Genomic DNA, 21,646 nt, shown 5'->3' with positions numbered 1-21,646 from the left:
ATTAGTATGCTGCAAGGAGGTTGGATGGTATGGCAGATAAAGAATTCTCACTGCACGATATCGTGGAGATGAGAAAACCGCATCCTTGTGGAGCCAATCAGTGGAAAATAATCCGAGTCGGTATGGATGTGCGTATTAAGTGTTTGGGATGTCAACACAGTGTCATGCTTCCCCGCAAAGAGTTTTCCCGTAAGCTAAAAAAAATCGTAGAACATGCTCAACCCGAAGAGTAAACAAGGTGAGGGGTTTTGCCCGCTGCCTTGTTTTGTTATGCGAACAAATATAAGAAAAAAAGGACGTGACTTCATTGGCTTTAACAACCGGAATTGTAGGCTTGCCTAACGTCGGCAAGTCGACATTATTTAATGCGATTACACAGGCGGGTGCAGAATCAGCAAACTACCCATTCTGTACCATTGATCCAAATGTTGGGATTGTTGAGGTTCCAGATCATAGACTACAAGTCTTAACAACGTTAGTCAAACCTAAAAAGACGATCCCTACCGCATTTGAATTTACGGACATCGCTGGAATCGTAGAAGGAGCAAGTAAAGGTGAGGGGCTTGGAAACAAGTTTCTATCACATATTCGTCAGGTAGATGCGATCTCCCACGTGGTACGGTGCTTTGCAGATGATAACATTACCCACGTTTCGGGTAGCGTTGACCCAATTCGTGACATTGAAGTCATTAATTTAGAGCTAATCCTCGCTGATTTTGAAACAGTGGACAAGCGTTTGGCGCGTGTATCTAAATTGGCTCGGACTAAAGATAAGGATGCAGTCGCAGAGCTTGCCGTTTTAGAAAAGCTACGTGTAGCCTTTGAGGAAGAAAAACCAGCGAGAAGCATTGATTTCTCAGATGAGGAAGCTAAGCTAGTGAAAGGCATGCACCTTTTAACAAGCAAACCTGTATTATATGCAGCCAACGTAAGTGAAGAAGATATCATGGATCCAGACCAGAATGAATACGTGGCAAAGGTTAGAGCCTTTGCAGCAGATGAAAACAGTGAGGTCATTGTCGTCTGTGCCAAAATTGAAGAGGAAATTGCTGAGCTTGATGGCGATGAAAAGCAGGAATTCCTCGATGATTTAGGCATTGCTGAGTCAGGACTCGATCAGCTCATTCGCGCTGCCTACCAGCTTCTTGGACTTCAAACCTACTTCACAGCAGGCGAGCAAGAAGTCCGTGCATGGACATTTAAAAAAGGAATTAAAGCCCCTCAAGCAGCCGGTATCATTCATACTGACTTTGAAAGAGGCTTTATCCGCGCAGAAATCGTTTCCTACGAAGACCTAGTCGACGCAGAATCCATGACCGTCGCTAAAGAACGTGGAAAAGTCCGCCTAGAAGGAAAAGAATACATCGTCCAAGACGGCGACGTCATTCACTTCCGTTTTAACGTTTAAGGTGAATTCTCATATATAAAGAAAAACGAAGGGCATCATAGCCTTCGTTTTTCTTTTACCTACTTACTCTTGATATTTATTCTTCATTTAAAATAATACGTAATCAAATGTTTTATAGCAAAAAAAACACCAACAGGAATACCAATAACCAAGATCAAACCTAAGATGATGACAATAAAACTATTAGTCATTTTTGGCCTCCATACCTGAAGATATATTTTACATTTATTTAATAGTACATTTGATTTGTGTAAATATATGGATCTCAACATTTCAAAAAAAGAATGATATTTTCAGCAAGTATTATTTTGAGAGTAAATCTATATCAGCGGACGAGATGAGAGGGCCGACTCCTACGGGAAAAAAAGAGGTCACTGAAAAATGATTTTTATAAAACTAAGTACTTTTTTCAATTGTTTAAGTCAAAACGTTAGCGGAAGGAGAACCCGTAGACTCCTGCGGAACAGAACGCGTCTGAAGACATCGAAGTGGTGGTTTTCCGCTTCGAGGGCTGAGGCCGTTCCCGCGGAAAGCGAAGGGTTCTCCTGTAGCGGCCGCCATTCCGCTAATTCTTACATGACTTTTTCAGTGGCCTCGAAAAACAGGCAAGGTTAAAATACAAGGCTTTGCCCATTTAGTTCAACGCCTGCCCGCGGAAAGCGGTCCCTCATCCCGGGAGCGAAGCCGGAGCAACCAAATTTTGTTTTAACCTCTTTTAAATCCTTGCCTAAGCCTGTTTTATCTGTTATCATTAATTGTTGTGAGTAAAATGACTCTGTTGATGAGTTTTGCTTCTTGCTCCGTATGATCGGAGCCGCTTAGACCAAAAGGAGGTGGCCGGAATGCGTAAGTACGAAATCATGTACATTATCGCTCCAAACCTTGAAGAATCAGCTTATAAAGAGATTGTTGAACGTTACAATAACGTGTTAACAACTAACGGAGCTGAGATCGAAAAGGTTAATGAAATGGGCAAACGCCGTTTAGCTTATGAAATCAATGATTTCACTGAAGGTTTCTACGTATTGCTAAACGTGAACGCTGCTGCTGATTCTGATGCGCTTAATGAATTTAATCGCTTAATCAAAATCAACGACAACGTTATTCGTGTCCTAGTAACTAAAGACGTAGCTTAATTTTAACCCAAAGATTGGTGATGAGCATCAATCTAACATGTGACATCCTCTCGGGGACCGTCTTCATACATCTTAAAAGCGGGAGGGATATGGATTGCTAAATCGTGTTGTCCTGGTTGGTCGTTTAACAAAAGACCCTGAATTGCGCTATACGCCAAATGGTGTGGCAGTCGCTAACTTTACACTCGCTGTGAATCGTCCATTTTCGAATCAACAGGGAGATCGTGAAGCCGATTTCATTAACTGTGTGGTGTGGCGTAAACCAGCTGAAAACGTAGCTAACTTTCTAAACAAAGGCAGCTTGGCAGGCGTAGATGGCCGAGTACAAACAAGAAGCTATGACAACAATGAAGGCCGTCGCGTCTTTGTGACCGAGATTGTAGCCGACAGCGTCCAGTTCCTGGAACCGCGTAATAGTCAGAATAACCAATCAAGCGGTAATCAAAATGCTAACTATAACCAGGGTGGCGGGAACGATTATAACCAAAATTCGAATCGCCAGCAGGGTGGATACAATGATGATCCGTTTGCAAATGACGGAAAACCCATTGATATTTCAGATGATGATCTACCGTTTTAATAGGTAACTGACTGAACATTTATAGGAAAGGAGTTGTTCCGTTATGGCTCGTCGTGGTCGTCCTAAGCGCCGTAAGGTTTGTTTCTTCACTGTAAACAAAATTACGCACATCGATTATAAGGATACTGAGCTTCTAAAACGTTTCATCTCAGAACGTGGCAAAATCTTGCCTCGTCGTGTGACTGGAACTTCTGCAAAGTACCAACGCAAATTGACTATCGCTATCAAGCGTTCTCGTCAAATCGCATTGCTTCCTTATGTAAATGAAGTAAATTAATTTAAATGATGATAAATCGACGGGAACGTAGCATCCTGTCGATTTATTTTTTTGGACAAAAGCGCATAGACTAAAAGCAATCCTTTAATTTTTAAGGTAATTGCGCTAAAATAAACAAGTATATGTGGAATTGTCAAAGGCCTTTCTATACAAAAAAAGGGCCATTTTGTTTGTTGGTAAAATGAGGTGAATGTGTGAATCATACAAGTCCTTGGAAAGAAGGCACACTGATAACGGGGATTTATCTCCTGCTTTTGTTGGTGGTGCTTGCTGTACCCATTGTAAATATCATTGTTGTTTGGGCACTGCCTTTGCCACTAGCGTATTTTGCTAGTAGGCATGAACTAAAAAAATCATTGGTTCTATATCTTTTGCTCTGTATGATTTCGTGGCCGATTCATACCCTCGGACTTCTTGTAACGCTTGTATTTGCGCTTGCGGGAGTGGTTACAGGAGAGCTTCACCGTAGAAAAGCAGACGGATTTGCCGTCCTTAGAGGGGTCAGCCTAACCTATACCTTGTTTTTAACCATGGCTTATGTCTGGATTTCAGTTCTTTCAGATATGACAATAAACCAGCTGGTCCGCAGCCAGCGAGAACAGGTAACAGATCTTTTACAAGTTGCTGGTCAATCGCAGGAGCAAATTGACTTAGTAACAGATGGAATGAATCAAATTCCATATATAGTGCCTTTTCTTATTGTCTTTTTTGCAACGATGATGGCACTTGTTACTGTGTGGCTAATAGGTATACTGCTTCGCAAGTACCGTATGGATGTGAAAAGGCTACCTGCCTTTAAAAATTGGGGATTTCCAAAGGTATTTATTTGGGTGTATTTGATTGTATTTGTGTTAATACTTAGCAATCCTGAAGAAGGAAGCACGCTTTTTATTGCGGTTACTAATATTTATCTTTTGGTTAATACCATCATGATGATCCAGGGACTCAGCTTTGTCTTTTTCTTCTTTGATCATAAGAAATACCCAAAGGTGTTTGGAGTCATTGTTATCTTTATGACTATACTACTTGCACCACTCCAACTAGTGGTTCGATTAATTGGTATAGCAGATATGGTTCTTGATTTGAAAAGCAGGCTTGGAAGCCAGAGGAAGTAGGAGTTGACAAGTATGCCGAAGTCTTTAACGAAACGCTGGCACGGCTATCATGTAATGACCCTGTTTGCGTTGTCGATCCTGTTGAGCTCTGTCATTGCGTTTTGGCATTGGCAGATGGGACTGGTTAGCTTTGCTGCTGTTATACTAGTTGCATTTTACTCGTTACAGGCAGAGCAAGCCTTCAAGCGAGATTTAGAAAGCTATATTTCGACTCTGTCTTATCGTGTGAATAAGGCAGGTGAGGGTGCGGTAGCCAATCTGCCAGTAGGAATTATTCTTTATAATGAAGACTTAAAGGTACAATGGGTAAACCCTTTTGTATTAAATCGACTAAGCCATGATGTGATCGGTAAGCAGCTTTCACATATTAGTGAAGATCTTCTGGTCATTTTGGATGAGGAATCTGATACGGATACGGTTCAGATTGACTCTTCCTATTATCATGTAGAAATTGAATACAACGAGCGTCTGATTTACCTTACAGATGTGACGGAGAAGGAAGAAACCAAGGAATTATTTGAGGATACCCAAACGGTTGTATCCTTAATTTATCTTGATAACTACGATGAAGTGACCCAAGGGATGGAAGATCAGGTGCGCAGTCGAATGATGAGTGCGGTCACTTCCACTTTAAACAACTGGGCGAACGAGTATGATATTTTTCTTAGACGAACGGCGTCAGATCGCTTTTTAGCAGTAATGAATTACAAATCGTTGCTATTGCTTGAAGAGAATCGATTTGCGATTGTTGATGAGATACGGGAAGTGACAAGTAAGGAGAAAGCCTCGATTACCTTAAGTATTGGGGTGGGGACAGAGGAAGCATCCTTGCGTGATCTTGGAAATGTCGCTCAATCAAGTTTAGACCTAGCGCTTGGGCGCGGAGGAGATCAAGTAGCGATTAAGCGAAAGGATGGACGAGTTCGGTTCTATGGTGGCAAAACAAACGCCATGGAGAAACGTACTCGGGTTCGTGCTCGAGTGATAGCCCATGCCCTACGTGACTTTGTGACAGAAAGTGAACGTGTGATTGTGATGGGTCATTCGCGTCCAGACATGGATGCCATTGGTGCCTCAATCGGTATATTAAAAATTGCAGATGTGAATGATCGAGAAGGCTATATTGTTCTTGATCAAAGTGATATGAATGCCGATGTACAACGATTAATGGAAGAGGTTGAAACACACGATCACCTTTGGTCACAATTTATCTCACCTGAAGAAGCGGTCTCTTTAATTGATAAGGACACTCTTTTGGTCGTAGTTGATACACATAAGCCTTCGATGGTTATTGAGCCAAAGCTGCTTGATATGGTGAACCGCGTGGTTGTTTTAGATCATCATAGACGTGGCGAAGATTTTATACATGACCCAGTTCTCGTCTATATGGAGCCTTACGCATCATCAACAGCCGAGCTCGTGACGGAGCTTTTAGAGTATCAGCCGAAGCAGTTGAATATGGATCGCTTGGAAGCCACAGCATTGCTTGCCGGAATTATTGTTGATACAAAAAGCTTTGCTATCCGAACAGGGGCAAGAACGTTTGATGCCGCTTCCTTCTTACGGTCAAACGGCGCTGATACAGTGATGGTTCAGCAGCTGTTAAAAGAAGATCTGGAGCACTACAAAAAGAGAGCAAAGCTTGTCGAGTCAGGTGAAATGTATAAGGATGGCTATATGATTGCCACTGCCGATGAATCTGAAGTGTATTCGCAGCTTGTCATTGCACAGGCAGCGGATACCCTGCTAACGATGAAGCGTGTGGTTGCCTCCTTTGTTATTTCAAAGAGATCAGATGGTCTTACTAGTATCAGTGCAAGATCCTTAGGGGAAGTCAATGTACAGGTTATAATGGAGAGCCTCGGTGGCGGTGGGCATTTATCTAATGCAGCCACTCAGCTAGAGGATGTATCGATTGAAGATGCTAAAGAACAGCTTCAGCAAGCGATAGACGAAGCGATTGGAGGAGAAGCGTAATGGAAGTCATTTTTTTAGAGGAAGTTAAAGGTAAAGGAAAAAAGGGCGAACGCAAAAACGTGTCTGAAGGTTATGCTCGCAACTATCTTCTGCCAAACAAGTTAGCTGTAGCTGCCACACAAGGTAATGTGAAGGACCTTGAAGCAAAGCAAAAAAGCCAAGACAAAAAACAAGAAGAAGAGCTAGAGCAAGCCAAGGCATATAAAGCCGAGCTTGAAGCTCTCACTGTTGAGATCAAAGCTAAGGCTGGAGAAGGCGGACGTCTATTTGGAGCCATCTCTACAAAGCAAATCGCCGAAACCCTAAAGAAAATGAAGAAAAAAGTGGATAAGCGTAAAATCGGCTTAAACGAGCCGATTCGAGCGCTCGGTTACACCAATGTGCCAATCAAAATTCACCCTGACGTAACAGCTACTGTCAAAGTGCATGTAGTTGAAGAATAAGAGCGACCTGATCAAACAGCTATCCTCCTTGTTTTCCTCTAACAGGAGCGAGGGGGAGCTGTTTTTTTTGAAAGGAAGAATGAAGCATGAGCGAGTTATTTTCTGATCGGACTCCCCCTCAAAATATAGAAGCAGAGCAAGCGGTGCTTGGCGCCATCTTTTTAGCAGATACAGCTCTAATTACAGCGACTGAGCGCTTAATTCCCGAGGATTTCTACCGGGCAGCGCATCAGCGGATTTATCAGGTCATGGTGGAGCTTGCCGAAAAAGGAGAGCCCGTCGATCTGGTCACCGTAACCTCAGATCTACAAGACCGCAAATGGCTCGAGGAAATTGGCGGAGTCTCATATCTTGGAGATATCGCAAATGCAGTTCCTACAGCCGCGAACGTCGAATACTATAGTCGAATTGTCGAAGAAAAGTCTGTCCTCAGAAGGCTCATTCGTGTGGCCACAGATATTGCTGCAGAAGGCTATGCCAGCGAGGAAGAAGTAGACACCATCTTAAATGAAGCCGAAAAAACAATTCTCGAGGTGTCTCACCGTCAGAACTCAAGTGCCTTTATCTCGATTAAGGATGTTCTAGTAGAAACCTACGACCGAATTGAAATGCTTCAGAACCAAACGGGAGATATCACTGGAATTGCTACAGGCTTCTCCGAGCTTGATAAAATGACGGCAGGCTTCCAGCGAAACGACTTAATTATTGTTGCTGCCCGTCCTTCCGTAGGTAAAACAGCCTTTGCTCTAAATATTGCTCAGAACGTAGCCACAAAAACAGAGGAAAACGTTGCGATATTCAGTCTCGAGATGGGAGCCAGCCAGCTTGTGCAACGGATGCTGTGTGCCGAGGGAAATATTGACGCACAACGGATGAGAACCGGTGCACTTAACGATGAGGACTGGCAGAAGTTAACGATGGCGATGGGCTCACTTTCAAAGGCCGGTATCTACATTGATGATACCCCCGGTGTAAAAGTGAACGACATCCGCGCCAAATGCCGCCGTCTCAAACAAGAGAGTGGACTCGGTATGATTATGATTGATTACCTGCAGCTCATTCAAGGAAATGGCCGTAGCGGCGAAAACCGCCAGCAGGAAGTATCAGAAATCTCTCGAACTCTCAAAGCCATTGCCAGAGAGCTAGAAGTGCCCGTCATCGCCCTCTCTCAGCTCTCCCGTGGCGTAGAGCAGCGACAAGACAAGCGCCCAATGATGTCAGATATCCGGGAATCAGGAAGTATCGAGCAAGATGCGGATATTGTCGCCTTCCTCTACCGCGATGATTACTATGACAAGGAATCAGAGAACCAAAACATCATAGAAATTATCATCGCAAAGCAGCGGAACGGCCCAGTCGGAACCGTAGAACTAGCCTTTGTAAAAGAATACAATAAATTCGTCAATCTCGACCGCCGCCACGACGAACGAGACATCCCACCCGGAGCATAATCGAGATTGGAGAGCAGAACGCAAAGAGCGTTCTGCTTTTTTTATGGCATTAATGGTGATACCAACGGGAAGGGACACTTAGCAAGAAGTGAACTCTGATACCAAGAAGAAAGCAAGGCACACCAAGAGGAATGGTGCACTAAGCAAGAAGCGAACCCTGTTACCAAGAGGGAAGTGAGAAACACCAAGAGGAACGGAGCCTTTAGCAAGAAGCAGGCCCTGTTACCAAGAGGAAAGCAAGAAACACCAAGAGGAACGGAGCCTTTAGCAAGAGGCAAACCCTAATACCAAGAGGAAAGAAAGGAACACCAAGAGGAATGAAGCCTTTAGCAAGAAGCAAACCCTGTTACCAAAAGGAAAACAAGAAACACCAAGAGGAACGGAGCCTTTAGCAAGAGGCAAACCCTAATACCAAGAGGAAAGAAAGGAACACCAAGAGGAATGAAGCCTTTAGCAAGAAGCAAACCCTGTTACCAAAGAAAAACAAGAAACACCAAGAGAAATGGGGCACTTAGCAAGAAGCAGGCCCTGTTACCAAGAGAAAAGCAAGGAACACTAAGAGAAATGGGGCACTTAGCAAGAGGCAAACCCTGATACCAAGAGGAATGCAAGAAACACCAAGAGGAACGGAGCCCTTGGCAAGAAGTAGCCCCTGTTACCAAGAGAAAAGCAAGGAACACCAAGAAGAACGAAACACCAAGCAAGAAGAATCCCTTGAACTTCCCCCCATAAACCCACCCAACGAAGCGGACGAAATGGGAGGGCCGACACCTGCGGGATGAACAGGTTCATTGAGATAAGATGGCAGAGCCAGATTAGCTCAATACCTGACCTCGGGTAAGTGCCCCCCATTTCGGTAGCGAAACCGAAGCGCCTTAACAAGTATTACGCACCGCAACCAATCGCTTTTGACTTAAAAGAGCTCTTCCTCTATCGGTTTACCTATCTCCCTCCCCTTTTCACGAACAAACTTTCAATCTCTCATTCCAAACGTTCGGATTTAGTTTGACGCTCTCTCGCTTAGCTGATATACTTATTTGGGGTTTTTAGAAGAGTATTGGAGGTGCAACACATGTCATCAGTTGTTGTTGTAGGAACTCAGTGGGGCGATGAAGGAAAAGGAAAAATCACCGATTACCTTTCAGAAAAAGCAGAGGTTGTCGCGCGCTACCAAGGTGGAAATAATGCAGGACATACCATTGTATTTGGTGGAACGAAGTATAAGCTTCACCTTATCCCATCCGGAATCTTCTATAAAGAGAAGGATTGCGTGATTGGGAATGGAATGGTCATTGATCCAAAAGCACTTCTTGAAGAATTAAAATATTTGCATGATCGTGATGTTGATACAAGCAATTTAAAAATTAGTAACCGTGCCCATGTCATTCTTCCGTATCACTTAAAGCTTGATATTGTGGAAGAAGAGCGCAAAGGTGCCAATAAAATTGGGACAACGAAAAAAGGGATTGGCCCAGCATATATGGATAAAGCAGCGCGAATTGGTATTCGTATTGCTGATTTACTTGATAAAGAAACGTTTGAAGAGAAACTTGAGATGAATCTTAAAGAAAAAAATCGGATGTTTGAGAAGTTTTTTGAAACAGAAGGATTCACAAAAGAAGAAATTTTTGAAGAGTATTATGAGTATGGACAGCAAATTGCTAAGTACGTATGTGATACTTCTGTGGTTCTCAATGATGCTCTTGATGAGGGCAAACGTGTATTATTTGAAGGTGCTCAGGGAGTTATGCTTGATATTGATCAAGGGACATACCCGTTTGTAACGTCTTCTAATCCGATTGCCGGCGGTGTGACGATTGGTTCTGGTGTTGGCCCATCTAAAATTAATCATGTGGTAGGTGTCTCAAAAGCATACACGACACGTGTAGGAGATGGCCCGTTCCCAACGGAGCTTCATGACGAAACAGGTGACTTAATTCGTGATGTTGGAAATGAGTATGGTACAACAACTGGTCGTCCTCGCCGTGTGGGTTGGTTCGACAGCGTGGTTGTACGTCATGCGCGTAGAGTAAGTGGAATTACGGATTTGTCTCTTAACTCGATTGATGTTTTAACCGGCATTGAAACGTTAAAGATTTGTACCGCGTACAAATATCGTGGCGAGATCATGGAAGAGTTCCCAGCAAGCTTAAAGGTATTGGCTGAATGTGAACCTGTTTATGAAGAATTGCCTGGTTGGACAGAGGATATTACAGGAGTCAAAAGCCTAAGTGAATTACCTGCTAATGCTCGTCATTATATTGAGAGAGTTTCACAGCTGTCTGGTATTCCATTAACTATTTTTTCTGTTGGCCCGGACCGTGAGCAAACGAACTTAGTACGTGGAGTATTCGCATAAGAACTAGATAACGCAGGGAGTGAAATCACTCCTTGCGTTCGCTATGTTTATTCGATATTCTGAGTAGAGAGAAAAAAAGAAGATGAATCAAATATTTTTCTAAAAAAATATTGCATGGGTCAACCATATATGCTAAGATAAATCTTGTCGCCAAGGCAACATTCATGTCACATGAGCCATTAGCTCAGTTGGTAGAGCATCTGACTTTTAATCAGAGGGTCGAAGGTTCGAATCCTTCATGGCTCACTTCTTATCAAAAGAGAGAGCCGAGATTTATATGTTTGGCTCACATTGTACATAGTACAAACTTCCATGGCCCGTTGGTCAAGCGGTTAAGACACCGCCCTTTCACGGCGGTAACACGGGTTCGAATCCCGTACGGGTCACCATGGTCCGGTAGTTCAGTTGGTTAGAATGCCTGCCTGTCACGCAGGAGGTCGCGGGTTCGAGTCCCGTCCGGACCGCCATTTTATTTTTAATATTTGTGGCTCAGTAGCTCAGTTGGTAGAGCAACGGACTGAAAATCCGTGTGTCGGCAGTTCGATTCTGTCCTGAGCCACCATTTGCCGGCCTAGCTCAATTGGTAGAGCAACTGACTTGTAATCAGTAGGTTGGGGGTTCAAGTCCTCTGGCCGGCATTCACTCACGTTTGGAGAACCCTCATGGTCTATATGCAATGAGGGTTCTTTTTGTACGAGTGATTGTAAATGAACTGTAGCATGCATATATATGCCTATCTTCCTGTACAACGATCATATGGATGTCGTTTTGTTACAGGTTATTTGTGTTAAAATAGAATGAGTTAGATAAGAATAGGAGAGAAATGGAATGGATAAACGAATTCTCGTTGTTGATGACGAACGTCCCATTGCAGATATCCTGAAATTTAATCTTGAAAAAGAAGGATTTGATGTCGTTTGTGCATACGATGGCGTCGAAGCGATGGAACAAGTCAAACAGGAAAAACCTGATTTAATATTATTAGATATTATGCTACCTCATAAGGATGGAATGGAAGTTTGCCGAGAGGTCCGCAAGAGTTACGATATTCCGATTATTATGCTTACAGCTAAAGATTCCGAGATTGATAAGGTTCTAGGGCTAGAGCTTGGGGCGGATGACTATGTCACAAAACCCTTTAGTACCAGAGAGCTGCTGGCTCGTGTGAAAGCCAATTTACGCAGACAAAAAACCTCAGAGGAGGCGCCTTCTCATAAAGAGCTTGTGATTGGTAATCTAGTAATCTACCCGGATGCCTACCAGGTTAAAAGGCGAGGAGAACCGATTGAGCTGACTCATAGAGAGTTTGAACTGATTCATTATTTAGCCAAACATCTCGGACAGGTGATGACCCGTGAGCACCTTCTGCAGGCTGTGTGGGGATATGATTACTTTGGAGATGTGCGAACCGTTGATGTAACCGTTCGTCGTCTGCGCGAGAAGGTAGAAGACAACCCGAGCTTCCCAGCATGGATTATTACTAGGCGTGGGGTAGGATATTTCTTAAATGAACCGGATACACAGGAGCAGGAGAAATCGTAATGGATAGAAAGATTGGCTTTTTTAAGTCGATTCAATTTAAGCTAATTATTGCCTATGTTTTGCTTATTCTCGTGGCGGTTCAGGTCATTGGGGTTTATTTTACTCGTCAGCTTGAGCAGGATCTCTTGAGTAGTCATGATACAGAGCTAAGAGAGCAGTCTAATTTACTGCTATTCCAGCTTTCACAGGTAATGAGTGGCTCAAGTGACGACCGTGAGGAGCTCGCAGTTGAGGTTAATTCAATTCTGACGGATTTATTTAGAGTCGATAATGCCACAGCACAGGTTATTGACCGAAACGAGGTTATTATAGGTACATCAAGTACCGAGGCTCGGGATCAAATAGGGTTGCGGAATAATGAAATTCGGGTCAAACGGGCACTGCTTGGCTCCGAGGAAGAGGGAGAGGTGCGGGATCCTTCCGACCAGGAACGTTTCCGCATCATGGCTGTTCCGATTACAGGTAGTGATGAAACCGTACTTGGTGTCATATACATTCAAGCGTCACTAGACGAAATATACGACCAGATTCAGCAAATCAACAGCATTCTTTTTAAAGGAACGTCTATCGCTCTTGCCATTTCAGCTGTACTTGTTATTTTGCTGGCAAAAACGATTATTGTGCCAATTATTGAGATGCGAAAGCAGGCGTTGAGAATGAGTCATGGTGACTTCTCCCGTCAGGTCAAAGTATATAGCACGGACGAAATTGGTCAGCTTGCCACTTCCTTTAACCAGCTGACGATGAGGTTACACGAAGCCACATTAACACGGGATCGTGAACAAAAACGATTAAGCTCTGTTCTTTCGAATATGACCGATGGTGTGGTCGCTACTGACCAAAATGGTCGTGTGATTCTATTAAATAAACGGGCCGAGGAGCTTTTGAATGTGTCCAGTACACAGGTCATGAGACAGCCTTTAACCGATGTTCTTCATCTAACTGAAACAGTAGGTGTCTATGATTTATATGATCAATCTGATTCGATTCTACTTGATTTCAGTAATGAGGATGGTCAGTATTTACTTGAGGCTAACTTTTCTGTGATTCAGGAGGATGAAGGCCCCATTAACGGGATTATTACTGTTTTACATGATGTCACTGAAAAAGAAAAGAATGAACAGGAACGGCGTGAATTTGTGGCCAACGTTTCCCATGAGCTGCGTACACCACTGACAACCATGAAGAGTTATCTGGAAGCACTTGAAGATGGTGTGATGCAGGATGTTGAGATGGGACCACGTTTCCTGAAGGTTACACAAAATGAAACAGAACGAATGATTCGTCTCGTTAATGATCTACTACAGCTATCAAAAATCGACAGCGATGATTATCAATTCACCTTACAATGGATTAATTTCGGGGAATTTTTGAATCAAGTGCTTGATCGCTTTGAAATTATTGCCCAGGAAAAGAATATCGAGCTGCATCGTCATATTTCTAAAAAACCGAGCTATGTCGAAATCGATCAAGATAAGTTAATTCAAGTATTAGACAATATTATTTCTAATGCGTTAAAATACTCTGCTGAAGGTGCAAATATTACGACCACATTGCTACATCAGGGTAACCACGTTCGCGTGAGTATTGCCGATGAAGGCATGGGTATTCCCCGGGAAAGTCAAATGAAAATCTTCGACAGATTTTACCGCGTCGATCGAGCTAGAGCGCGAAGTGTTGGGGGGACCGGGCTTGGGTTGGCCATTGCTAAAGAGCTCGTTCAAGCACATGGTGGCGACATCTGGGTGCACAGTGAGTATGGAGAAGGCACCACCATTTATTTCACATTGCCTTATTCCACAACTAAGGGAGGCGACGTGTAATGGTGAGGGGTCTCTGCTATGAACGTTTAAAAACCTGGGCGCTTATCATTCTTGTTGCAATTAGTCTCCTTTTGACATGGAGACTTTGGACGTATGAACCTGATATTGCCGATCAAAATTCTGAGGCGGTTGAATTTCATCCGATTGGTGAAGAGAAATCGGTTCGAGATGTGGTACGACCTAATAAAGTAGTGAAACACCAAGCGGATGAAACAACCATTGTACTTGAAAGTGAATCTACCTTTGATCAAATCTATGACCGGCTTTTAGATGCTGAGTTATATGATATAAATTACTCCCCTAGATCAGATATCTCTACAGGGATTGAGATTGTGTTTCCGGATACCGTACCGATGAATATGTTTATGAACCTATTTTCAAATAATCAAGAATCAGAAGAGGAGAATTTTCCGTTAGTCGGGGTAGATCGACTTCTGCTTTATGAGGATACAAACGGTCAGGCACAGCTTCAGGTTTATTCAAGAACGGATGATGATGCCATTCAAATAGGGCTTTCTCTTTCTGGATCTGATGTGACACGTTTTTTGGAAGAAGATAATAGTGTCGCTGCCTTAACGGTGAATGATGCAAATGAAGATCAATCAATTCTTACACAGCAAAATATCTATATTCCTGCTGAACCAGTAGAAGTCAATCGTCAGTCCTATTCGACAGAGCGAGTCAGTACAAATGACATCAATCGTCTGCTGTTCCCAGATACGGATTCCGTGAGAAGATATAGACAAAGCAATGGTGAATTATCCTATACAGATGGTAGCCGAATCATAAATTTACGGGATAATGAGAACTTTATGACCTACCGAAACTCATCGAGCACGGATTCGAATAGCCCGAGGACGAGTATCCCAGAGTCTAGCTTTGACTATATTAATAGCCATGCCGGCTGGACCAATGATTATGTGTTAAGCTGGTGGAGAGCCTCATCGAATGACAGGGAATATGCAGTCTATCGATTGTATATGAATGATCTACCTATCTATAATATAAAAAATAGCAGTGATAGCATGACATTAAACGTAGAAAGAAATGGGTCGCAAACAACAAACTACATTCGACCACTATTGATTCTGGATAGCAGCCCCATTAATGAGGTTTCGATTATGCTTGAATCTGGTGAAGATCTGATCACTCGTCTACAAGAGGGTGAGAATGTGAACATGAATACACTTAGGGACGTTCGCATTGGGTATGAGATGACTGATGATGAGGATCAGCTTGGACTTGTGACGCTCGAGCCCGCCTGGTTTATCCTAGCCGATAATGGCTGGGAGAAGGTTTCGTTTACAGAGGAGGGCAATCAATGAATTGGAGTAGAACCAAAACGGTCTTTATTCTCACCTTCTTCCTGTTAAACATCTATCTTGGCTGGCAGCTGTATCAAGTGAACGATGATAATCAACTTAGCTCGATAACTAGCAGCACGATTCAAGATAAATTGAGACAAAATCAGATTGACATTGCCACTCCTCTTCCCGATGACATGCAGGAAGCTGAGTATATTGTGGGTCAACAACAAACCTTTACTGAAATTGATGTCGCGTCGCTTTCAGGTCAAGAGTTTGATTTTTTAAACGAAGATCGCACCCTTCTTTCCACTCTGGATGAGCCCTTTTCTTTAGAAGCGGACACGGTGAACATTGACCAATTTCTTTCAGTGTATGTATTACACGGAGACGAATATGAGGTGGTTAGAAGTGAAGAGTTCACAATCTACCTTGATCAAGTGTTTGAGGATAAAACCGTATTTACCAATCACAATGAACCTTTAATTCTTTCTTTAAATGAACAGGGTGAGATTATAGGCTACGAGCAACACTATTCTCTTTTTGAGAAACAGGGGAACCCAAAGGACACATTGGCTAACCTACGTGCCATAGAAACGCTGATTAATCGGCAGTACATCACAATGAATGAGACGGTTGTTAATTTTGAGATTGGTTATTACAGCTTTTTTAGTGAATCCCCAGTCTTTGCCCCCATTCTTAAGGTTGATGTCGATAAAGGCGATGATGAAGAAATCTCCTACTTAGTGAATGCGTTTGAAGGAACGGTTCAGGAGCATGGCATGGTAGTTGAAGATGAAGAGATCACCGAGCCATTACTAGATAACCCGCCTGAAATGGAAGGCGAAGATCTTGGCCCGGAAGAAGACTTACGTGAAGAGGAATAGGTAGTAGAAGGAAAGGAGGCCGCTTATGGCCTTACGATTTAGCGTCTTGGCAAGCGGCAGTACTGGCAACGCCATGTATGTAGAAACACCAACTCAGCGTCTGCTGGTAGATGCCGGCCTCAGTGGCAAAAAAATGGACGAGCTCTTTACTGAGATTAACCGTGATCCCAAGGAGCTAGACGGCATTCTCGTTACCCACGAGCACAGCGATCATATTAAAGGCGTAGGCATCTTCGCACGGCGCCATAAGCTGCCGATCTATGCTAACGAAAAAACCTGGAATGCCATGGACAAACACCTAGGCACGATTCCCGTTGATCAAAAATTTCACTTTAACATGGAAACCGTGCGCAGCTTCGGCGATTTAGAGGTCGAATCCTTTGGCGTCTCCCATGATGCCGCGGAACCGATGTTCTACGTCTTCCGCCACAATGGGCGCAAGCTCGTGCTTGCCACCGATATGGGTTATGTTAGCGACCGGATCAAAGGCACAATTAAAGGCGCAGACATGTATGTCTTTGAATCCAATCACGACCTGAACATGTTGCGCATCGGCCGTTATCCCTGGAACGTCAAACGCCGTATCCTAAGTGATGTCGGCCACGTCTCTAATGAAGACGCCGCCCTCGCCCTGACAGATGTCATTGCCGATAACACGTCGCGCATCTATTTGGCCCACCTTAGCCTCGATAACAACATGAAGGACCTCGCCCGACTCACCGTCGCGCAAAGTCTTCATGAGCAGGGTATGGGCGTAGGTGAACAATTCGAGCTATATGATACAGACCCAATCAAACCCACTGCGTTGACGGTGGTATAAAAAAAGCCCAGCATCAGCTGGGCTTTTTTGAATCCTATGCTTTTAAGCGACAAAAAAAATAACGCCCCAAATCTTATGGACCATACCGCTATTAATATGGTCATCCAAAGACGCAATGACTGCTTTCTGCAAAAGCTCTTTGTTTCCTACGAGCATTATTGGGTAATTAAATGATAATGATCTATCGAGCGATTATTTTTCAGAGATCGAATTCAATGATTGAAAGCTGCCTTCCCCATTTAAGCAAAAGGCAGAACCCTTCATAACTAGGAGATGACTTATGTATGAACAATCAATCTAAAGGACATAATCCAACCAATGAAATAAGACCTGGATGGTTGGAGATTATTGTGTTGGGTATTGTGTATTTTATTGTAGTCGTAGTGGTATCAAGAATCATATTACATATGTTTTCTTCCGACATCACGTTGGTAGGACTAAGTCTTTCAGCATTGTCAGCCTTTGCAGGGCTCGCCGCTTTCGCTGCAGCATATCTAATTCGTATACGTTCAGGAGCTGCCTTTGGAATTCGAAAAACCACGTGGAAGTGGCTTTTGATTAGCATAGGAATAGGTTTAGCGGTTTTTCTTCTAAATCGTGGCCTATTGATACTGCTATATATATGGGGGGGCGATCTGAACACTCAGGATGCGTACCAAGCTGCTTCATCGAGTGGTGTACTAATCTTTTCTATCCAGCTACTATTCATTGGTATCTTAACACCTTTGGGTGAGGAATTTGCTTTTAGAGGTGTTCTCACAAATGCCTTACTCCGGTATGGACCTTGGATAGGAATTGGTGTGAGCTCCCTTATCTTTGCATTGGCACACGGGATCAATGAAATCCTACCAATCGCCTTCATCACTGGATTGGCTGCTGGATACTTGTATTATCGCACGAAGTCGGTATGGCCTGCTGTTATAGTACATGGTATGAATAATTTATTGGGTACGATTGTTGCATTTATTTCCTCTTATTTTATCTGAACGATGTTAAAGAGGCGGACGATGGTGTGCCTGCCTCTTTTATTATGTCTTTTATAATTCACCACGTAACTAAGAAAATCTCTGTTCACAAACAGCAAGAGGTACTGACTATCTTAGATTAAGCTTCAACTTCTCTCCAAGCTCCCGCGCCTCCTCCAACGCCTCTGTATCCTGGTATATATCATTCGGCCGGTTACCTGTTCCCAAGACATACCCACTATACTGCAGACCCGAAAACGCACATATATGTTTAAATTGCTCCACCAACGGAAGCCCTTTTACTCTCGGCTGATCTCCTCCAACCGCAATTAAATATGCTTTTTTTGAGGCCAGCCTGTTCTTAGCATCTGGATAACGTTCATCTCGAAGTAGCTGCGACCAGCGATCAATAAATCGTTTCATCACACTAGAAAAGCCGTACCAATAGATCGGTGTCGCAAACAATAGCACCTCACTCTCTAATAAGGTGTCAATAAGCTTGTCATAGTCATCATCTACCGAACTAAACCCACCCTGTGCATGTCGTTGATCGACCATATCTAGAATGTGATACTCTCGGAGATGAACCCTTTCGACCTCAGCCAATCCGTTTACAACCTCTTCTGTCAGTGCCTCAGTATTCCCGCCTTCTCTCGTGCTTCCATAAAAGATGCCAATTTTCATGATTGATTTCTCTCCCATCCTCTAAATGAATACACTTAGTGTATGATAGGATGACAATAGATCCCAGCTGAAATAAACGATGGAATCCATCGGAATGTTTGATTGGAGGCAACAACCATGGATATGAAGCAAGTAAAGACGTTTATCGTAGCAAGTGAATGCCTAAATTTCACCAAGTGTGCGGAGCAGCTTAATTATGCCCAATCGACCGTCACTTCACAAATAAAAAATCTCGAAACGGAGCTGGGTGTGTCTCTATTTGAACGTTTAGGCAATAAGCTTGTTTTAACGGCACCTGGACAAAGCTTTATCTTGCATGCAAAAGCCATACTCTCTCAGTACAACCTGGCGGTCCAAGAATTACAGCAGCAATCGACGATCACAATTGCCGCTACAGAAAGTCAAAGCACCTATAAGCTTCCCGCCTTGTTATCAGAGATACGGAAGCTACATCCACATACACAAATTATTATGAGGCCAATGCACCAGATTGCCCGGATTCACGAAGGCCTTCAGACAGGGGAAATAGACATCGCTTTTTTATTTAGCGACAGCGATCAAAGCAAACCCTCACACATAAAAAAGCAAACGCTCGCCAAAGGCCAAATTGTACTTGTTGCTTCCACTACGCACACGCTTGTGCAACAGCCCATATGTACAATCGAGGACGTAAAAGAAGAAACGTGGATCGTCACAGAGAAAGATTGCTCGTACCGTAATCTATTGGAGCACTCTCTATCTCTATTCAACATCAAACCACGCTCTACTTATGAAATCACCACCATTGAAGCTTTAAAAAGCTGTGTAAAGTCAGGCTTAGGTATTGCCCTATTACCTAGGGAAGCAGTGGCGCAAGAAGTGAGAAACGGAGAGCTATATATATTGAATTGGGCAAAAACGGATGATCATAGCATCCATCATCACATCATCTGGCATAAGGATAAACAGCTCACACCCTTCCTGAAATCACTAATTGAAGCGAGTAAACAGCAATTCTCCTCTCATCATTCACAAATAGATGTTTAATCCTTCCACATATGTGGAATTATGAAGATAGATTGATGTGCCTCTTAGGGCAAAAGCCTCACCGCGACTTTGCGTCTATTTACATAAATTCGCGTCAAATTTGACGCAAATTAACTAATCTCTATAAAAAATAGTCGAAAAGAGACCAGGCCACTAGACCCGCGGTACAAAAGCGTTATAATAAGTTCAAAGCAACACACTAACCTCCCCACGGAGAAAGAAAGGGGCAACACATATGGGCTATTATGATTCTCAAGACCCAAATCGCAACAGACCTACTTATTCAAATGAACCAAGTTATAAAGAGCCACAGCACAGGACACGTAAACCAAAGGGTCTTAAACGCGTCGCAGGAGCTTCGGCTTTTGCCGGTGCAGTACTCGGCGGGCTGATTGTTGTCTTTTCCACACCAGCGCTTTCAAGCCTCGGCTTGCTACCGGATGATACGCAGTCTGGTACCCCTACTGAAGAAACAGGCGGTTCCCTACTCTCAACGGGAGAAGAGAATTCAAATCAAGCCATTAACCTGAACGTCAGCTCTGGCGTCACCGATGCAGTCGAAAATGTCTCGGATGCAGTGGTGGGCGTTTCCAACCGCCACCAGGGAGACCTCTTTAGTGAAGAGGTTGCAGAAGGCACAGGCTCTGGCGTCATCTACAAAAAAGAAGGCGGCCAGGCCTATGTAGTCACCAATAATCACGTCATCGAAGGCGCAAATGAAATTACCGTCACGCTAACAGACGGCACAGAGGTCCCTGCACAGCTTTTAGGTGCAGACGAAATTACTGACCTTGCCGTGCTTGAAATTGACGATGAGCATGTTGATACCGTAGCGACCTTCGGAAATTCCGAAAGCCTACGTGCCGGCGAACCAGCGATTGCCATTGGGAACCCACTTGGTCAAAGCTTTGCAAGCTCTGTAACCCAAGGGATTATCAGTGCCACTGAACGAAGCATCCCGGTTGATATTAACGGCGACGGCACACCAGACTGGAATGCAGAGGTACTGCAAACCGATGCAGCCATTAACCCAGGGAACAGCGGTGGCGCATTGATTAACATTAACGGTGAAGTGATTGGCATCAATTCGATGAAAATTGCTCAAAGCGCAGTCGAAGGCATTGGCTTTGCCATCCCAACAGCGGTAGCAGAACCAATCATTAATGATCTTGAAACCTTTGGAGAAGTGAAACGTCCGCAGCTAGGTGTCGGCATTCGCTCCCTCTCTGAAATTCCGGTTCAGCACCGCACAGGCACATTGAACCTGCCTGAGGATGTAGAAGATGGAGTTGTGATCACAAGTGTTGCACCTAACTCATCAGCAGCCAGTGCGGGCTTACAGGAATATGATGTCATCATCTCCATTGACGGAGAAGAGCTAGCAGATGGCGCCGACCTACGTCGCTTCCTCTACACCGATAAAGCAGTAGGAGACACAGTTACCGTTTCTCTCTATAGAGACGGCGAACAACAAGAAATCGACGTTCAATTACAAGAACCACAAAGCTTCTAATACAGCTATCCACAAAAAAGCAGTGACCTATCAACAGGCACTGCTTTTTTCCTGTGTAAAAGGTTATCCACACATATCCACAGCCTGTGGGAACAACCTTCAACCTATGATATAATAGCCATGAAAACGAAAGGACGGATCATCTATGTATTACGCATGCGACGAGCACATTGAGCTCGCACTCGACGTCGTTGTCGACGAAAATGAAGTCTTCCCGGTCATGGAAAAGCTTACATCAGAACAAGCCTTATCCACAGCCTGCAGCTTCTGCAAAAAACAAGCCATTTACTCCGTAACGAAATAATCAGATACCCACAATGTGTATATGTGGATAAG

Annotated in this window: 20 protein-coding genes and 5 tRNA genes; 24 read left to right on the top strand and 1 reads right to left on the bottom strand. The window is 43.7% G+C overall.

What is annotated here, in order from left to right:
• Nucleotides 1-29: 29 nt before the first annotated feature.
• The 21 genes from FN960_RS07290 (at nt 30) to FN960_RS07190 (ending at nt 18,108) form a co-directional block, all read left to right on the top strand.
• A complete protein-coding gene (locus FN960_RS07290; RefSeq protein ID WP_143848027.1) occupies nt 30-233 on the top strand; it encodes a DUF951 domain-containing protein in 204 nt (67 codons plus the stop codon).
• Nucleotides 234-307: 74 nt separating this feature from the next.
• Nucleotides 308-1,408, top strand: a complete 1,101-nt coding sequence (gene ychF, locus FN960_RS07285; RefSeq protein ID WP_143848026.1) for a redox-regulated ATPase YchF — start codon at nt 308-310, stop codon at nt 1,406-1,408.
• Nucleotides 1,409-2,250: 842 nt separating this feature from the next.
• Complete coding sequence (gene rpsF, locus FN960_RS07280) at nt 2,251-2,544, top strand: 30S ribosomal protein S6 (RefSeq protein ID WP_143848025.1); 294 nt, start codon at nt 2,251-2,253, stop codon at nt 2,542-2,544.
• A 94-nt stretch (nt 2,545-2,638) separates the two neighbouring features.
• Nucleotides 2,639-3,124: a single-stranded DNA-binding protein gene (gene ssb / locus FN960_RS07275; protein ID WP_143848024.1), complete on the top strand. Its 486-nt coding sequence runs from the start codon at nt 2,639-2,641 to the stop codon at nt 3,122-3,124.
• A gap of 43 nt (nt 3,125-3,167) precedes the next feature.
• Complete coding sequence (rpsR, locus tag FN960_RS07270; protein ID WP_143848023.1) at nt 3,168-3,401, top strand: 30S ribosomal protein S18; 234 nt, start codon at nt 3,168-3,170, stop codon at nt 3,399-3,401.
• A gap of 194 nt (nt 3,402-3,595) precedes the next feature.
• On the top strand, nt 3,596-4,516 hold the full coding sequence (locus FN960_RS07265) for a YybS family protein (RefSeq protein ID WP_143848022.1): 921 nt from the start codon (nt 3,596-3,598) through the stop codon (nt 4,514-4,516).
• 12 nt (nt 4,517-4,528) lie between these two features.
• The gene (locus tag FN960_RS07260) at nt 4,529-6,493 is read left to right on the top strand and encodes a DHH family phosphoesterase (protein WP_143848021.1); all 1,965 of its coding nucleotides are present in this window, start codon (nt 4,529-4,531) and stop codon (nt 6,491-6,493) included.
• Complete coding sequence (gene rplI, locus FN960_RS07255) at nt 6,493-6,936, top strand: 50S ribosomal protein L9 (RefSeq protein ID WP_143848020.1); 444 nt, start codon at nt 6,493-6,495, stop codon at nt 6,934-6,936. Before FN960_RS07260 ends, rplI begins: the two co-directional genes overlap by 1 nt.
• A gap of 86 nt (nt 6,937-7,022) precedes the next feature.
• Complete coding sequence (dnaB, locus tag FN960_RS07250; protein ID WP_143848019.1) at nt 7,023-8,387, top strand: replicative DNA helicase; 1,365 nt, start codon at nt 7,023-7,025, stop codon at nt 8,385-8,387.
• Between the two features lie 1,072 nt (nt 8,388-9,459).
• Complete coding sequence (locus FN960_RS07245) at nt 9,460-10,746, top strand: adenylosuccinate synthase (protein ID WP_143848018.1); 1,287 nt, start codon at nt 9,460-9,462, stop codon at nt 10,744-10,746.
• A 173-nt stretch (nt 10,747-10,919) separates the two neighbouring features.
• Nucleotides 10,920-10,992: transfer RNA gene (locus FN960_RS07240), tRNA-Lys, on the top strand.
• Nucleotides 10,993-11,060: 68 nt separating this feature from the next.
• A tRNA-Glu gene (locus FN960_RS07235) sits at nt 11,061-11,135 on the top strand.
• Nucleotide 11,136: 1 nt separating this feature from the next.
• Nucleotides 11,137-11,213, top strand: a tRNA-Asp gene (locus FN960_RS07230).
• 19 nt (nt 11,214-11,232) lie between these two features.
• Nucleotides 11,233-11,308, top strand: a tRNA-Phe gene (locus tag FN960_RS07225).
• Between the two features lie 3 nt (nt 11,309-11,311).
• Nucleotides 11,312-11,384: transfer RNA gene (locus FN960_RS07220), tRNA-Thr, on the top strand.
• A gap of 190 nt (nt 11,385-11,574) precedes the next feature.
• Nucleotides 11,575-12,288, top strand: coding sequence for a response regulator YycF (yycF, locus tag FN960_RS07215; RefSeq protein WP_143848017.1), 714 nt, complete (start codon nt 11,575-11,577; stop codon nt 12,286-12,288).
• The gene (gene walK, locus FN960_RS07210; RefSeq protein WP_143848016.1) at nt 12,288-14,111 is read left to right on the top strand and encodes a cell wall metabolism sensor histidine kinase WalK; all 1,824 of its coding nucleotides are present in this window, start codon (nt 12,288-12,290) and stop codon (nt 14,109-14,111) included. Before yycF ends, walK begins: the two co-directional genes overlap by 1 nt.
• Complete coding sequence (locus tag FN960_RS07205; protein WP_143848015.1) at nt 14,111-15,436, top strand: YycH family regulatory protein; 1,326 nt, start codon at nt 14,111-14,113, stop codon at nt 15,434-15,436. Before walK ends, FN960_RS07205 begins: the two co-directional genes overlap by 1 nt.
• On the top strand, nt 15,433-16,302 hold the full coding sequence (locus tag FN960_RS07200; protein WP_143848014.1) for a two-component system regulatory protein YycI: 870 nt from the start codon (nt 15,433-15,435) through the stop codon (nt 16,300-16,302). Before FN960_RS07205 ends, FN960_RS07200 begins: the two co-directional genes overlap by 4 nt.
• Nucleotides 16,303-16,327: 25 nt before the next feature.
• Nucleotides 16,328-17,122: an MBL fold metallo-hydrolase gene (locus FN960_RS07195; RefSeq protein WP_143848013.1), complete on the top strand. Its 795-nt coding sequence runs from the start codon at nt 16,328-16,330 to the stop codon at nt 17,120-17,122.
• 284 nt (nt 17,123-17,406) lie between these two features.
• Nucleotides 17,407-18,108 carry a CPBP family intramembrane glutamic endopeptidase gene (locus FN960_RS07190; protein WP_143848012.1) on the top strand — a complete coding sequence of 234 codons (702 nt, stop codon included), beginning with the start codon at nt 17,407-17,409 and terminating at the stop codon, nt 18,106-18,108.
• Nucleotides 18,109-18,216: 108 nt separating this feature from the next.
• Here the strand turns inward: FN960_RS07190 and FN960_RS07185 are convergent, their stop codons facing one another.
• Entirely contained in the window at nt 18,217-18,771 is a 555-nt protein-coding gene (locus tag FN960_RS07185) for a flavodoxin family protein (RefSeq protein WP_143848011.1), read from the bottom strand.
• A gap of 117 nt (nt 18,772-18,888) precedes the next feature.
• On the opposite strand from FN960_RS07185, the gene FN960_RS07180 reads away from it, so the two are divergent.
• The 3 genes from FN960_RS07180 to FN960_RS07170 all read left to right on the top strand — a co-directional run bounded on the left by FN960_RS07180 (nt 18,889) and on the right by FN960_RS07170 (nt 21,614).
• Entirely contained in the window at nt 18,889-19,797 is a 909-nt protein-coding gene (locus tag FN960_RS07180) for a LysR family transcriptional regulator (protein WP_143848010.1), read from the top strand.
• 235 nt (nt 19,798-20,032) lie between these two features.
• Entirely contained in the window at nt 20,033-21,310 is a 1,278-nt protein-coding gene (locus tag FN960_RS07175; RefSeq protein WP_143848009.1) for a S1C family serine protease, read from the top strand.
• A 145-nt stretch (nt 21,311-21,455) separates the two neighbouring features.
• Nucleotides 21,456-21,614 carry a CxxH/CxxC protein gene (locus FN960_RS07170; RefSeq protein ID WP_143848008.1) on the top strand — a complete coding sequence of 53 codons (159 nt, stop codon included), beginning with the start codon at nt 21,456-21,458 and terminating at the stop codon, nt 21,612-21,614.
• The last annotated feature ends 32 nt before the right edge of the window (nt 21,615-21,646 follow it).

Origin of the sequence: Alkalicoccobacillus porphyridii (assembly GCF_007293315.1) — a bacterium.
Lineage (GTDB): Bacteria > Bacillota > Bacilli > Bacillales > Bacillaceae_D > Alkalicoccobacillus > Alkalicoccobacillus porphyridii.
The sequence above is the reverse complement of the archived record's forward strand: the minus strand, read 5'-3'. Positions and strand labels throughout refer to the sequence as shown.

Excerpts from the sequence above, each read along its gene's own strand:
- yycF (WP_143848017.1), top strand. The coding sequence starts at position 11,575 with ATGGATAAACGAATTCTCGTTGTTGATGACGAACGTCCCATTGCAGAT.
- FN960_RS07190 (WP_143848012.1), top strand. The coding sequence starts at position 17,407 with ATGAACAATCAATCTAAAGGACATAATCCAACCAATGAAATAAGACCT.
- rpsR (WP_143848023.1), top strand. The coding sequence starts at position 3,168 with ATGGCTCGTCGTGGTCGTCCTAAGCGCCGTAAGGTTTGTTTCTTCACT.
- rpsF (WP_143848025.1), top strand. The coding sequence starts at position 2,251 with ATGCGTAAGTACGAAATCATGTACATTATCGCTCCAAACCTTGAAGAA.
- FN960_RS07290 (WP_143848027.1), top strand. The coding sequence starts at position 30 with ATGGCAGATAAAGAATTCTCACTGCACGATATCGTGGAGATGAGAAAA.
- FN960_RS07245 (WP_143848018.1), top strand. The coding sequence starts at position 9,460 with ATGTCATCAGTTGTTGTTGTAGGAACTCAGTGGGGCGATGAAGGAAAA.
- rplI (WP_143848020.1), top strand. The coding sequence starts at position 6,493 with ATGGAAGTCATTTTTTTAGAGGAAGTTAAAGGTAAAGGAAAAAAGGGC.
- dnaB (WP_143848019.1), top strand. The coding sequence starts at position 7,023 with ATGAGCGAGTTATTTTCTGATCGGACTCCCCCTCAAAATATAGAAGCA.
- FN960_RS07200 (WP_143848014.1), top strand. The coding sequence starts at position 15,433 with ATGAATTGGAGTAGAACCAAAACGGTCTTTATTCTCACCTTCTTCCTG.
- FN960_RS07205 (WP_143848015.1), top strand. The coding sequence starts at position 14,111 with ATGGTGAGGGGTCTCTGCTATGAACGTTTAAAAACCTGGGCGCTTATC.
- walK (WP_143848016.1), top strand. The coding sequence starts at position 12,288 with ATGGATAGAAAGATTGGCTTTTTTAAGTCGATTCAATTTAAGCTAATT.
- FN960_RS07195 (WP_143848013.1), top strand. The coding sequence starts at position 16,328 with ATGGCCTTACGATTTAGCGTCTTGGCAAGCGGCAGTACTGGCAACGCC.
- FN960_RS07180 (WP_143848010.1), top strand. The coding sequence starts at position 18,889 with ATGGATATGAAGCAAGTAAAGACGTTTATCGTAGCAAGTGAATGCCTA.
- FN960_RS07185 (WP_143848011.1), bottom strand. The coding sequence starts at position 18,771 with ATGAAAATTGGCATCTTTTATGGAAGCACGAGAGAAGGCGGGAATACT.
- FN960_RS07260 (WP_143848021.1), top strand. The coding sequence starts at position 4,529 with ATGCCGAAGTCTTTAACGAAACGCTGGCACGGCTATCATGTAATGACC.
- FN960_RS07170 (WP_143848008.1), top strand. The coding sequence starts at position 21,456 with ATGTATTACGCATGCGACGAGCACATTGAGCTCGCACTCGACGTCGTT.
- FN960_RS07175 (WP_143848009.1), top strand. The coding sequence starts at position 20,033 with ATGGGCTATTATGATTCTCAAGACCCAAATCGCAACAGACCTACTTAT.